Source organism: Thioclava nitratireducens, assembly GCF_001940525.2.
GTDB classification, from domain to species: domain Bacteria; phylum Pseudomonadota; class Alphaproteobacteria; order Rhodobacterales; family Rhodobacteraceae; genus Thioclava; species Thioclava nitratireducens.
On the sequence record NZ_CP019437.1, the window covers coordinates 2929352 to 2942220 of the forward strand.

Here is a 12869-nt window from a genome sequence, read left to right on the forward strand (position 1 = left end):
CCCCCTCCTGAGGGTTTTAGCGACCGCGCCGGGCGAGAATATCCGAAATCTGCCCCTGCGGCCGGGTCCGAGTCAGCGCGAGCAACATACCCACCGCAATCCCCGAAGCAATGACCGAAGAGCCACCGTAACTGACGAACGGCAAAGTCATGCCTTTCGCGGGCAGAAGGCGCACCGCGACGCCCATGTTGATGATCGCCTGAACGCCGAAGGCGCATGCCAGACCCGCGCCTGCGAGCCGGGTGAACGGGTCGCGCTCGCGCATCAGGCGCAGCAGCGACCGGATCACGACCGTCGCGTAGAGCGCGATGATGACGAGGACAAGGATGAGGCCGTATTCCTCGGCGGCGACCGCGATGATGAAGTCGGTATGCGCATCGGGCAGCGACCATTTCACCGACCCCTGCCCGACGCCCACGCCGAAGAATCCGCCCTCCTGGATGGCGTTCGTCGCGTAGCCGATCTGGGTGCGCGGGTCGACATCCGTCGACAGGAACCCGTTGATCCGGCGCGCGAAGTGTTCCGAGAAGTTATAGGCGAAGAAGCCGCCTGCGACGGTCATCGCCCCGATCCCCGTCAGCAGCGCGATCGGCGCGCCCGAGATGAAATACATCACCGACCAGGCGAAGAGCACCAGCGAGGCCTGACCGAAGTCGGGCTGCAGCGCGAGCGCCACGACGATGATCACCATCAGCAGGAAGGAATAGAGCCGCCCCTTCGGCCCGCCGACCTCATGCGCTGCGGCCATGAACCAGCCGGTGATTATGACGAAACCGGGTTTCAGGAATTCGGAGGGCTGGATCGAGGCGAAGCCGAAGGAATACCAGCGCACCGCGCCCTTGCCGAAATCGGTGCCCAGCACCGGCAGCAGCATCACCGCGATGAACGCGCCCACGAAGCCGATCACGCCGAGCCTGCGCACCTGTTTCGGATCGAGCATCGAGATGCCCAGCATCACGCACAGCGCCAACACGCCGAAGGCCGCCTGTCGTTTCACGTAATAGAAGGGTTCGAGTCCGTTGCGCTCTGCCAGCGGCACCGAGGCTGCGAGCCCCAGAAGCATGCCAAGGCCGAACAACGCCAAAACGGCGCCGAGCGCCCATTTGTCGATCGTGCGCCACCATTTCGGTAAGACGGGTTCACCGACCCGCACGGGGACGGTGCCGAATGCCATTTCTGTCATGGGCTATACTGCCGTTACTGCCTCGAATACGCCCGTTTCCCGGGTCTGAATAGAATCGTAGCCCAAAAGCTTTGAGATGACTAGGAAAATTCAACTGCGACGCGATCACTCGGCGATGATCGGCAAGGGCAGGCGCAATGGCCACCGCCCTCAGGTCAGGTCGAGCTCCTCGAGGATGCGCGGGAGCTTCTTCTTGATCTTGAAGAAACCGGCCGTGGCATGGGGCCAGATAGCGCGATCCCAATCCCTATTGACCTCGCACAGCGCAATACCGTGCTGGCCCAGCGCCGCGTCCGCCCTCTCCCGCCAGTCGCCAAGCGGGCCGACCGGGATAAAGGGCGTGACGATCTGCTTGGCACCAAGGCTTAGCGCCCATTCCACGAGCACGGCCAGATCGTCGGCCCCCATGGGCCGCCCTTCAGAGATTCCTGAGCGAACCGTAGCATCGGCGAGCGCGTCACGCTCGAACCGGGCGACATGTTCGGCCACCGCGCGCGGCGAGCGCAGATGGCTTGCGCTGACGGTCGCCACCCCGCGCAGGTCGAGCGCGCCCAGATCGAAATCCTCGACGCGGCAGTCTTCCTCGGTAATCAGAAGCGCCGTGGGCAGCCCCGGCTGCGGGGCGCGCGGCGCGCGTAACGGGGCGACCGGGGGCAGCCCCTCTGGCTCTTGCACCTCCAGCCCAGCACTCACCGCCGCAAATTGTGCGGGATCGGGCGCGAACCGCCCGCCGGTATAGCGCGCGATATTGGCAGCTTCGGCGGCATAGAACTTGCCCCGCGTATGCAGCCCCGCCACCCAGCGCCAGCTGAGCGTGTTCGAGGCCGGATCGCCATCGAGCAGGTTGCGATAGAAGAAATCCGCCCCGATCCGCCACGGCAGCCGAAGCGTGAAAATCCAGATCGAGGCGAACCACATCCGGGCGTGGTTGTGCAGATAACCGGTCTCGCGCAGCTCTGTCGCCCATGCGTCGAAACAGGCGATACCGCTGCGTCCCGCCTCGGCGTCGTTCACACGCGCCGCTAGCTGGGGGCTCTCCTCGAGAGTCGCGAGGTCGTGCGCCAAGCCGTCGCGATAGCGCATCCAGATTGCCGGACGATGCTCCATCCAGCCTTTGAAATAGCCTCGCCAGAGAACCTCCTGCACGAATTTCTCGGCAGCTTTTGCCCCATGCGCGTCCAGTGCCCGCGCCACCGCATCCCGCTCCAGCACAAGACGGCGGCGCAGATAGGGAGAGAGTTGCGAGACATCCCTGTGCCGACCGGCCCCGTGATCGAAATTGCGCCCCTGCGCGTAAGCCGCGCCCATCCTCGGCGTGAAGCGCGCGAGGCGCTCTTCGCCCGCAGCGCGGGTGGCGGCGAAACATGGCAAAGGCTCGGCTGCAGTCACGGCGTCTCCTTTTGGGTCAGGACTACCGATCTACGCCGCGAAAAAGATATGCGATCACTCGGCCAGTTCGAACCGCACCGTCGGGTTGCTCATCAGCACCTCGACCGACCCGTCGAACGTACCCAGCCGCACGAGGCTCGGCGAGTTGGCGAAGGGCTTGTAGAAGATCGCGAAATTGCCCCACGGCGCATCAAGCGTGATGTCGCCCGTCTTCGGCTCATAGCTCCGAGGCGCGTTGGTCGCGTCGAGTTCGCGCGGAAGGTCGGCGATCTTCTCGACGCCGTGGACGTCTCACAGGGTCAGACCCAGCGGATCAGGCTCGCGAAATCGCGCTCCCGCGGGCGTGTCGTCCAGCTTCGCGGTCAGCACCGTCTCGCCTGCGGTCACGGTCACTATGATCGGGATCATGCTGTCTCCTTTCGCTTCCTGAGCGCTGGCCATGCTCGCGACGATGCACAGCGCCGCGACGGGTCTGAGAAACCTCGGAAAGCGCATGGTCGGTGCCTCACGCTGCTGGAGGCAATACTGCCACAGATGAACGGCGCTCATCTGTGCCGACCTGGGGCGCGCAGGCAAGCGACGCAGGCTACCTGAAATGACGCACTGTATAATCCGTGGACGTCATGAACCACGCGCCACCTCTATTACCCCAGCCGACAGCGCCCGTCCTCCGCCTTCGGGGCGGTTCTGGAAGCCCTGCGGGAGCGCAGTTGACCGGGCTCCCATTATCACGCTCGGTTGAATGAACCTGCACATTCATGGCTCTTGCTCATGAGTGCTGTAAAGATTCCACCGATTATCCTGTCGCCCCTGCCGCACTAGATTGCAGGGCATGAACCGAAGTCGTGCACTTCAAACGTCCCGTCTATGGCGGGCAGCTCTGATTTCGAGAACCTGCGCGGCTGAGCCCCGCACTCCCCTACCCCAAGAAAGGAGTTTTCCCATGAAGATCATTCGCTCCGGCACCAACGCCTCGATGCAGGGCCCCGAAGACTGGTTCACCGGCACCGTCCGCGTCGACCCGCTGTTTCAGGCCGAAGAGCCCGGCCGCACCTCGGGCAGCCATGTCACATTCGAGCCCGGCGCGCGCACCGCGTGGCATACCCACCCGGCGGGCCAGACCCTGATCGTCACCTTCGGGCGCGGCCGCGTCCAGCGCGAAGGCGGCCCCGTCGAAGAGATCAGCCAGGGCGATGTCGTCTGGTTCCCGGCAGACGAAAAGCACTGGCACGGCGCCTCGTCCGAGACCGCGATGAGCCATATCGCGATTCAGGAGAGCATCGACGGCTCGCCGGTCACATGGCTCGAGAAAGTCGCCGACGAAGACTATAACGGCTGACCATGATGGCCGGGCCCGCGCGGCTCGGCCTTCTCTCCAAGAACGAAACGATGCGAGCAGCTTCCGCGAGTACCGCTCGTCGCAAGCGGCTGGGTCCGCTCTCCATCTCCCGCACTCCCGACCGCACCTTTATCCAGCGACCACAGAGTGGCCGGCACCGAGCCCTACTCTTACGCGGACTGCATTGAACCGGCGAGGAAGTATTCAAAGTCATTGCTACTGACTGACCGGTCAGTTACTTTCTTTCCATGACGACCTCCGACTCGCCCGAGCCCAAATTCCGCCGTCGCGCCGAGGCGCGGCCCGACGAGGTGCTCGACGCGGCCCTCACGCTCTTCGAAGAGAAGGGATACGCCCATACGTCCGTGGCCCAGATCGCCAAGACCGCAGGGCTCTCCAAGGGGGCGGTCTACCTCTATTTCCCCTCGAAACAGGCCATTCTCGAAGGCTTGGTGCGGCGGGCTGTCTCTCCGATCGCCGCGCGGGCGCAAGCCCTTGTCGAACTGAGCTCCGACGACGCGCGCGGCACGTTGCGCGCGCTGTTCTCGCTGATAGCGACCTCGCTTTCGGACCCGAAGGTGCTGGCGATCCCCAAGGTCGTGATCCGCGAAGCCGTCGTCGCCCCCGAGATCGCCGCGATGTATCGGCGCGAGGTGTTCGACCACGTCCTGCCCGCAGCGACTGAAATGGTGCGGCAGGGCATCGCGTCAGGCCAACTACGCCCGGTCGATCCCGAACTGACCCTGCGCTCGGTCATCGGTCCGATCGTCGTGCATCTCTTGCTTGCGGAAATCTTCAACGTCGTGCCGGAGGGGGGGCTCGCGATCGACCAGTTGATCGAGAACCACCTCGATATCCTGTTCCACGGCGTTTTCCTGTCCACAGAAGGTTCGACCGATGCTTGATACCATCCTCGCCTGGATCAGCGCACTGCTCGCCGCGATCATTCCCGGCTACGGGGACGCCCCGGTGCCGCATTACTCGGGCTATGTCGAAGGCGAATACGTCTACGTCGCCCCGTCAGTCACCGGACGCATCAAGACGCTGGCGGTGGTGGAAGGCGACACGGTGAAGGCCGACCAGTTCCTGTTCGACATGGATTCGACCAAGCAGCAGGCTGCGGTCCGCGCCGCCGAAGCCAAGATCGGGACCGCAAGCGCCAATCTGAACAACCTCGAAACCGGCTCTCGCGATCCGGAGATCGAGGTAATCAAGGCCTCGCTGGAACAGGCCATCGCGCATCGCAATCTCGCGGAATCCGCTTTGAAGCGCACCGAAGATCTGTTCGCCCGCGAGATCGTCGCGCAGGCCAAGGTGGATGTCGACCGCGCTGCGCTCGAAGAGGCCGAGGCGCAGGTCGCCCAACTCAAGGCTCAGCTCGAAGTGGCCGCCCTGCCCGCGCGCAGCGCACAGCTTCTGGCTGCCCAGAAAACCCTCGAGGCAGCGCAGGCCGATGCCGATCTCGCGCGGTCGCAACTCGATGACATGACGGTCGCCGCGCCGGTGGAGGGGCGGATCGAGACGGTCTATTACAAGGCCGGGGAAGTGGCCGCAGCGGGGGCGCCCGTGCTGTCGATCCTGCCGCCGAACGCGCTAAAGGTCCTGTTCTTCCTGCCCGAGGCCGAGCGCGCCGACTTTGCGCTCGGCGATCAGCTGGAGATGGAATGCGACGGCTGTGACACCGGCATCAAGGTGACGATCAGCAAGATGGCTTCCGAGCCGCAATACACGCCGCCAATCATCTATTCCCGCGAAGAACGGTCGCGGCTCGTGTTCCGCGCCGAGGCGCGCATTCCTGCGGGCGCGACGCTCCTGCCCGGCCAGCCGGTCAGCCTGAGGCGAGTGAAATGACCACGAGGCCCGCCGCGACCTCCGAGACCGAACCCGCGATCGAGGTGCGCGGGCTGACGAAAATCTATGGTGGCAAGAAGGTCGTGGACGCGGTGGACATGTCGGTGCCGAAAGGCGCGATCTACGGCTTTATCGGACCCAACGGCTCGGGCAAGACCACCACGATCCGGATGATGTGCGCCCTGCTCACCCCCGATGGTGGCGAAGGTCACACCCTTGGCTACGACATCCGCAAGGACGCGCGCCTGATCAAGGAAAACGTCGGCTACATGACGCAGAAGTTCTCGCTCTATGGCGATCTGACGATCCGCGAGAACCTCGACTTCATGGCGCGGATGTATCGGGTGAAAAACCGCAAGAAGGTGGTGGAAGAGACGCTGCGCACGCTCGGCCTCGACGGGCGCGGCAAGCAGTTGGCAGGCACGCTGTCGGGGGCTGGAAACAGCGCCTCGCGCTGGCTGCGTGCATGCAGCACAAACCCGCGCTCCTCCTGCTCGACGAACCCACCGCCGGGGTCGACCCGAAGGCGCGACGCGACTTCTGGGACGAGATCCGCCAGCTCAGCAAGCAGGGCGTCACGGTGCTGGTCTCGACGCATTACATGGATGAGGCGGTGCAATGCGACTACATCGCCTATATCGCCTACGGGAAGAAGCTGATCGACGGGCCGGCGGCCGAGATCCCCCATCAGGTCGGCCTGACCACCTGGCGGGTCTCCGGCCGCGATCTGATCCAGCTAGAAGACGATCTGCGCGCCGATCCCAGGGTCGAACAGGTGGCGCGGTTCGGCGCCCAGCTGCATGTCTCCTCGACCGACAGCGCCGGGCTTGACGCGGTCGTCGCTGAAAAGCGGAACGAAAACGACGCACGCAAATGGGAGAAGAAAGAGGCCGAGCTTGAAGAGGTCTTCATCTACCTGATGGCGACAGCGGCCGACAATTTCGGTGTCAACGGAGGCCCCTCCGCATGAGCTGGTTCTCTCTGTCGCGTTTCGGAGCGGTGCTCTACAAGGAATTCATCCAGATGCGGCGCGACCGGATGACCTTCGCGATGATGATCGGCATCCCGATCCTGCAGCTGATCATGTTCGGCTACATCATCAATTCCGACCCGCATCACCTGCCAACCCTGATCGAGATGGCCGACGAGAGTCCGGTGGCGCGCGCGGTGCTGTCAGGCATGGAAACCTCGGATTACTTCAAATTCGAGGGCATCGTGACCAGCGCCGAAGAGGGTGATCGCGCGCTTCGCGACGGCACCGCGAATTTCGTCGTGGTCATTCCGCCCAATTTCGAACGCGACATCGTGCGGGGCCTCTCGCCGAAGCTGCTGGTCAGCGCCGATGCCTCCGACCCGACGGCGGTGGGGACGGCCGTAGGCGCCCTGTCGGGGATCGTCGACACCGCGGTGAAGCAAACGTTCGAGGGCCCCCTCGCCCCGGTCGCGGGGCAACCGCCGCCGTTCTCGGTCGTCGTGCACAAGCAATTCAACCCGGCAGGCGAAACCTCCCTGAACATCGTGCCGGGGCTGATCGCCGTGATCCTCGCGATGACCATGGTGCTGATCACGGCCATCGCGATCGTACGAGAGACGGAGCGCGGCACGATGGAGACCCTGATCGCTACACCGGTCCGACCGCTCGAGGTGATGCTGGGCAAGATCCTGCCCTATGTTGTGATCGGCTACATCCAGACCATCGTGTTCCTGATCGCCGGGAAGCTTCTGTTCGGGGTGCCGTTCCTCGGATCGGGTCTGGCCTTCTTCATCGGCTTCAACCTCTACATCGTGGTGAACCTCGCCCTCGGCTTCCTGATCTCGACCCTCGTGCGCACCCAGATGCAGGCGATGCAGGCGAGCTTCATGACGATCCTGCCGACCATCCTGCTCTCGGGTTTCATGTTCCCCTATGCAGGCATGCCCGGCTGGGCACAGGTAATCGGCGCGGCGATCCCGGCCACGCATTTCCTGCGGATCGTGCGCAAGGTGATGCTCAAAGGCGCCCACCTGGCCGACATCACCGGCGACCTGCGCGCGATCCTGATCATCGGCGTGGCGATCATCGTCATCTCGCTGCTGCGCTACCGGCAGACGCTGGATTGATGCCGGTCCAGCGAATGAAATCAGATCGAAGATCGTAAACCGCTGGAACAGAAAAGCCCCTGACCAGACGGTCAGGGGCAGATCTTTTCAAATCAATAGCCGGATCAGCTCAGCCGCATTTCGAATGGCCGCAATCGGCGCAGGTCATGCAGCCTTCGACCATCCGGAGGGCGTAGGAGCCGCAGGACGGGCAGGCCTTGCCGCGGGGGGCTTCGCCGATGGCCATACGGTCGGCCTCGGGGTCGGATTTCAGGCCCATGCCCTCGCCTTCGAGGAAGCCGATGGAGATCATGTGACGCTCGATGACGCCGCCGATCGCCGCGAGCATGGAGGGGATGTATTTGCCCTGCATCCAAGCGCCACCGCGCGGATCGAACACGGCTTTCAGCTCCTCGACCACGAAGGAGACATCGCCACCGCGCCGGAACACCGCCGAGATCATCCGGGTCAGCGCCACGGTCCAGGCGAAATGCTCCATGTTCTTTGAGTTGATGAAGACCTCGAAGGGACGGCGATGGCCGCCTTGGACGATGTCGTTAATCGTGATGTAGATCGCGTGCTCCGAGCCCGGCCACTTGATCTTGTAGGTCGAGCCTTCGAGCGCCGCGGGACGGTCCAGCGGCTCGGTCAGGTAGACCACATCGGCGCCCTCATCGACTTCCGGCGCGTCTTCGGACTTCTCGGAAACGCTGAGAACCGAGCCGGTGACGTCGTTCGGACGGTAGGTGGTGCAACCTTTGCAGCCGGTGTCCCAAGCTTCCATATAGACCGATTTGAACGCCTCGAAGGGGATATCCTCGGGGCAGTTGATGGTCTTGGAGATCGAGCTGTCGATCCATTTCTGCGCCGCCGCCTGCATCCGGACGTGGTCCATCGGCGCGAGCGTCTGGGCATTGACGAAATAGTCGGGCAGCGGTTTGTCTCCGAACTTGTCGCGCCACATCTGCACCGCGTAATCGACCACTTCTTCCTCGGTGCGCGAACCGTCGGGCTGAAGCACCTTGCGCTTGTAGGCATAGGCGAAGACCGGCTCGATGCCGCTGGAGACGTTGCCCGCGTAGAGCGAGATCGTGCCCGTGGGCGCGATGGAGGTCAGCAGCGCATTGCGGATGCCGTGCTCGCGGATCGCTTCGCGCACGTCGTCATCCATCTGCATCATGTTGCCCGAGGCGAGGTACTTCTCGGCGTCGAACAGCGGGAACGGCCCCTTCTCCTTCGCGAGATCGACCGAGGCGAGATAGCTCGCCCGCGCGATCTGCTTCATCCAGGCTTCGGTTTGTGCCGCGGCCTCTTCCGAGCCATAGCGCAGGCCCAGCATCAGGAGCGCGTCGGCCAGACCGGTCACACCCAGCCCGATGCGGCGCTTGTTCTGCGCCTCTTCGCGCTGCTGCTCCAGCGGGAAGCGCGAGGCATCGACCACGTTGTCCATCATGCGGATCGCAAGGCGCACCATCTCGTCGAGCTGCTCGGGATCCAGCCCGGCATCCGCCTCGAACGGGTTCGTCACGAGCCGCGCGAGGTTGATCGAGCCCAGCAGGCACGCGCCATAAGGCGGCAGGGGCTGCTCGCCGCAGGGGTTGGTCGCGGCGATCTGCTCGACATAGTTGAGGTTGTTCATCTTGTTGATGCGGTCGATGAAGATCACGCCCGGCTCGGCGTAGTCATAGGTTGCGCGCATGATCTTGTTCCACAGATCGCGGGCGTTCAGCGTGTGATAGACCTTGTCTCCGTATTTCAGATCCCACGGACCATCCGCCTTCACGGCCTCCATGAACGCGTCGGTCACCAGCACGGACAGGTTGAACATCCGTAGACGGGCCGAATCCTGCTTGGCGGTGATGAAGCTCTCGATATCGGGGTGATCGCAGCGCATCGTCGCCATCATCGCGCCACGGCGCGAGCCCGCCGACATGATGGTGCGGCACATCGCATCCCAGACATCCATGAAGCTCAGCGGGCCGGAGGCATCGGCGGCGACACCCTTCACCTCGGCCCCGCGCGGACGGATGGTCGAGAAGTCGTAGCCGATTCCCCCGCCCTGCTGCATCGTCAGCGCGGCTTCCTTGAGCATGTCGAAGATGCCGCCCATGTTGTCGGGGATCGTGCCCATGACGAAACAGTTGAACAGTGTCACGGCGCGGCCCGTGCCGGCACCTGCGGCGATCCGGCCGGCGGGGAGATATTTGAAATCTTCCAGCGCGCCGTAGAATTTCTCCTCCCATTTCGCGGGCTTATCCTCGACCTCGGCCAAGGCGCGCGCGATCCGCCGCCAGCTGTCTTCCACGGTGGCGTCGATCGGGGTCCCGTCCTGCTCTTTCAGGCGGTATTTCATGTCCCAGATCTGTTCGGCAATCGGGGCGGCAAAACGGCTCATGAGGTCCTCGTGGCAGCAGTTCGAGTGAGGTCAGAAATCGAAAGCCCCCGCCGCATATCGTGCGTCGGGGGCGGACTGACACTATACCTAAGGCCTCTTCGCATGACCAGACGCAAATCGGACATTGCCGTCGCGGGAACGAAATCCTAGTTAAGGGGCATGGGTGACAAAGTGGTGAATCTGATAAAACTGTGCGTCGGTGCCGAGAAGGTCGAAGACCTGATCGCGTGGCAGGCCAGCCGTTATGGCAAAGGGCCGGCGATGCATGTCACGCGCATGTGGCCGAAACGCGCGGACGAAATCCTCAACGGCGGGTCGCTGTACTGGGTCTTCAAGGGCGCGGTGCTGGCGCGCCAGCGCATTCTGGAACTGTCCGAGGTGATGGGCGCGGACGGGATCGCGCGCTGCGCCATCGTGCTCGACCGCGAGGTGATCCGCACAGAGGCTCTATCGCGTCGCCCCTTCCAGGGCTGGCGTTATCTCAGCCCCGAGGATGCACCCCGCGATCTGCCCAAGGGCCGTGCCCGCGAAGAGGCTCTGCCCCGCGAGCTTGCCGTGGCGCTCTCGGAAATCGGCCTGCGCTAAGAGCCGAGCCAGCGTTCCGCCTCCGCGTGCACGGTAAAGATGCGGAACGCGCCGCCCTCGCCCTGCAAATCCGCCTCGGAGCGCATATCCTCCGGCACGACCAGCGCGCAGCGCCCGGCCTGACCGTCTTCGCAGCTTTGGCGCAGCCCGCCGATCAGTTCGGCCATGTAGCCATCGAAGCGCGGCGCGACGACGACCATCATCCGGTCCGCCGTGCCTACGAGGCGCATCGCCTCGGTCACGTCATGCTTGAGAACGGTGCCCGACGCGCGGAGTGCCGCGACGCCTTCGGGTCCATCTTCCATCTTCTCGATCATCGCGAAAATCCTTCACTCGAACCTTGGCGGGTGGAGCGTCCCGGCCTGCAAGATGAACGGAAGGATAACCGACGCGGTTCCGCCCGCAGGCGGGACCGCCGAACACGTTTGGATCAGCCGCGCAGCGACTGGACCCGGGCGACAAGCTGCCGGGTCGAGCCGTCCTTGCCCTCTCCCGCATCCTCGCCTTTGAGCACCGGCGCAAGCGCAAGCGCCAGTTCCTTGCCCAACTCCACGCCCCATTGGTCGAAGCTGTTGATGCCGAGGATCACGCCCTCGACGAAGACGCGATGCTCGTAAAGCGCGACGATCCCGCCGAAGACCTCGGGGGTCAGTTTCGGATAGAGCAGCGTCGTCGATGGCCGCGAGCCCGGGAAGACGCGGTGCCGCGCCTGACGGTCCAGCTCATCGCCCTCGAAGCCTTTCTTGCGCATGATCTCGGTCGCCTCGGCGAGCGAGCGCCCCCGCATCAGCGCCTCGGATTGGGCAAGGCAGTTGGCCACGAGCAACATGTGCTGATGCGCCAGATCGGGCTCATGCCCCTCGGCCGCGACCATGAATTCGCAGGGAATGACCCGCGTACCCTGGTGAATCAGCTGGTAGAATGCGTGCTGGCCGTTGGTGCCCGGCTCGCCCCAGACGACGGGGCCCGAATTGTAAGGCAGGTTCTTGCCATCCATGCTCACGCGCTTGCCGTTGCTCTCCATCTCCAGTTGCTGAAGATAGGCCGGCAGCCGCGCAAGCCTTTGATCATAGGGCAGAACCGCACGGGTGGCGTAGTCGCAGAACTGGTTGTGCCAGATACCCACCAGCGCCAGCAGAACCGGCAGGTTGTCCTTGTAATCGGCGGCGCGGAAATGGGCATCCATCTTAGCGGCGCCTTTGAGAAAATCTGCGAAATCCTCCGGCCCGATCGCAATCATCAGCGACAGCCCGATCGGCCCCCACATCGAATAGCGCCCGCCAACCCAATCGGCGAACCCGAAGACGCGTGCCTCGTCGATGCCGAAGGCGGCGGTCTTGTCGGCAGCGGTCGAGAGCGCTGCGAATTGCTGCGCCGGGTCCGCGACCTTCTCGGCCATCCAGCGCTTCGCCGTCTCGGCGTTGGTCATCGTCTCGATCGTGGTGAAGGTCTTGGAGGCGACGATCACCAGCGTCGTTTCCGGGCTCAGACCTGCCAGCGTGTCATGGATATGCGCCCCGTCCACATTGGACACGAAATGGCAGCGGGGACCGTCGTGATAAGGCGCAAGCGCCAGCGTCGCCATCGCCGGGCCAAGGTCCGAGCCGCCGATGCCGATATTGACCACATCGGTGATCTTGCCGCCCTCCCCCTTGAACTTGCCCTCGCGAACGTCGCGGGCGAACGCTTCCATACGGGCATAGGTTGCGCGGACCTCGGGCATGACGTTCTCGCCATCGACGAACACGTCCGTGTCGAGATTGCGCAGCGCGGTATGCAGCACCGCGCGGCCTTCCGTGTCGTTGATTTTCTCACCGGTGAACATCGCTTCCGCGCGGGCCGCGACGCCCTTCTCCTCGGCCAGCTTCACCAGCAGGTCGAGCGTTTCCGAGTCGATGTTGGTCTTGGAGAAATCGAACAGGAATGGCCCGGTTTCGCGGCTGAAACCGGACGCGCGATTGTCCTTTTCGAACAATTCCGCGATTTCGCGGGACTGCACGGATTGCGCCTTGTCGAGGAGGTCTTGCCAGATGGTCATCGGTGAAAGT

Annotated in this window: 11 protein-coding genes and 2 pseudogenes; 7 read left to right on the forward strand and 6 right to left on the reverse strand. The window is 63.9% G+C overall.

Annotation, left to right across the window (positions count from 1 at the left end):
• Nucleotides 1-16: 16 nt before the first annotated feature.
• The 3 genes and pseudogenes from BMG03_RS13950 to BMG03_RS21335 form a co-directional block, all read right to left on the reverse strand.
• A complete protein-coding gene (locus BMG03_RS13950) occupies nt 17-1183 on the reverse strand; it encodes a peptidoglycan glycosyltransferase FtsW (RefSeq protein ID WP_075775608.1) in 1167 nt (388 codons plus the stop codon).
• Between the two features lie 150 nt (nt 1184-1333).
• Nucleotides 1334-2572, reverse strand: coding sequence for an FAD-binding domain-containing protein (locus tag BMG03_RS13955; RefSeq protein WP_244270955.1), 1239 nt, complete (start codon nt 2570-2572; stop codon nt 1334-1336).
• A gap of 54 nt (nt 2573-2626) precedes the next feature.
• Nucleotides 2627-2851 (reverse strand): annotated as a pseudogene (locus BMG03_RS21335) (cyclophilin-like fold protein); the annotation flags it as partial.
• Between the two features lie 664 nt (nt 2852-3515).
• Here BMG03_RS21335 and BMG03_RS13965 point away from each other — a divergent pair.
• The 6 genes and pseudogenes from BMG03_RS13965 (at nt 3516) to BMG03_RS13985 (ending at nt 7862) form a co-directional block, all read left to right on the forward strand.
• On the forward strand, nt 3516-3911 hold the full coding sequence (locus tag BMG03_RS13965) for a (R)-mandelonitrile lyase (protein WP_075775609.1): 396 nt from the start codon (nt 3516-3518) through the stop codon (nt 3909-3911).
• A 248-nt stretch (nt 3912-4159) separates the two neighbouring features.
• Nucleotides 4160-4816, forward strand: coding sequence for a TetR/AcrR family transcriptional regulator (locus BMG03_RS13970; protein ID WP_075775610.1), 657 nt, complete (start codon nt 4160-4162; stop codon nt 4814-4816).
• Nucleotides 4809-5762 carry an HlyD family secretion protein gene (locus BMG03_RS13975; protein WP_075775611.1) on the forward strand — a complete coding sequence of 318 codons (954 nt, stop codon included), beginning with the start codon at nt 4809-4811 and terminating at the stop codon, nt 5760-5762. Before BMG03_RS13970 ends, BMG03_RS13975 begins: the two co-directional genes overlap by 8 nt.
• A gap of 98 nt (nt 5763-5860) precedes the next feature.
• Nucleotides 5861-6300: pseudogene (locus BMG03_RS21255) on the forward strand (ABC transporter ATP-binding protein); the annotation flags it as partial.
• A gap of 75 nt (nt 6301-6375) precedes the next feature.
• Nucleotides 6376-6732, forward strand: coding sequence for a hypothetical protein (locus BMG03_RS21260; protein ID WP_341865736.1), 357 nt, complete (start codon nt 6376-6378; stop codon nt 6730-6732).
• A complete protein-coding gene (locus BMG03_RS13985; protein ID WP_075775613.1) occupies nt 6729-7862 on the forward strand; it encodes an ABC transporter permease in 1134 nt (377 codons plus the stop codon). The genes BMG03_RS21260 and BMG03_RS13985 overlap by 4 nt, the downstream gene beginning before the upstream one ends.
• A 109-nt stretch (nt 7863-7971) precedes the next feature.
• On the opposite strand, the gene BMG03_RS13990 is transcribed toward BMG03_RS13985, so the two are convergent.
• On the reverse strand, nt 7972-10236 hold the full coding sequence (locus tag BMG03_RS13990; RefSeq protein WP_075775614.1) for an adenosylcobalamin-dependent ribonucleoside-diphosphate reductase: 2265 nt from the start codon (nt 10234-10236) through the stop codon (nt 7972-7974).
• A 159-nt stretch (nt 10237-10395) separates the two neighbouring features.
• Between BMG03_RS13990 and BMG03_RS13995 the strand changes: the two genes are divergently transcribed.
• The gene (locus BMG03_RS13995; RefSeq protein WP_075775615.1) at nt 10396-10821 is read left to right on the forward strand and encodes a DUF1489 family protein; all 426 of its coding nucleotides are present in this window, start codon (nt 10396-10398) and stop codon (nt 10819-10821) included.
• Here BMG03_RS13995 and BMG03_RS14000 read toward each other — a convergent pair.
• Both BMG03_RS14000 and pgi read right to left on the reverse strand, forming a co-directional pair.
• On the reverse strand, nt 10818-11138 hold the full coding sequence (locus BMG03_RS14000; RefSeq protein ID WP_075775616.1) for a hypothetical protein: 321 nt from the start codon (nt 11136-11138) through the stop codon (nt 10818-10820). The two genes, BMG03_RS13995 and BMG03_RS14000, sit on opposite strands and share 4 nt — an antisense overlap.
• A 113-nt stretch (nt 11139-11251) precedes the next feature.
• On the reverse strand, nt 11252-12859 hold the full coding sequence (gene pgi / locus BMG03_RS14005; RefSeq protein WP_075775617.1) for a glucose-6-phosphate isomerase: 1608 nt from the start codon (nt 12857-12859) through the stop codon (nt 11252-11254).
• Nucleotides 12860-12869: the final 10 nt, after the last annotated feature.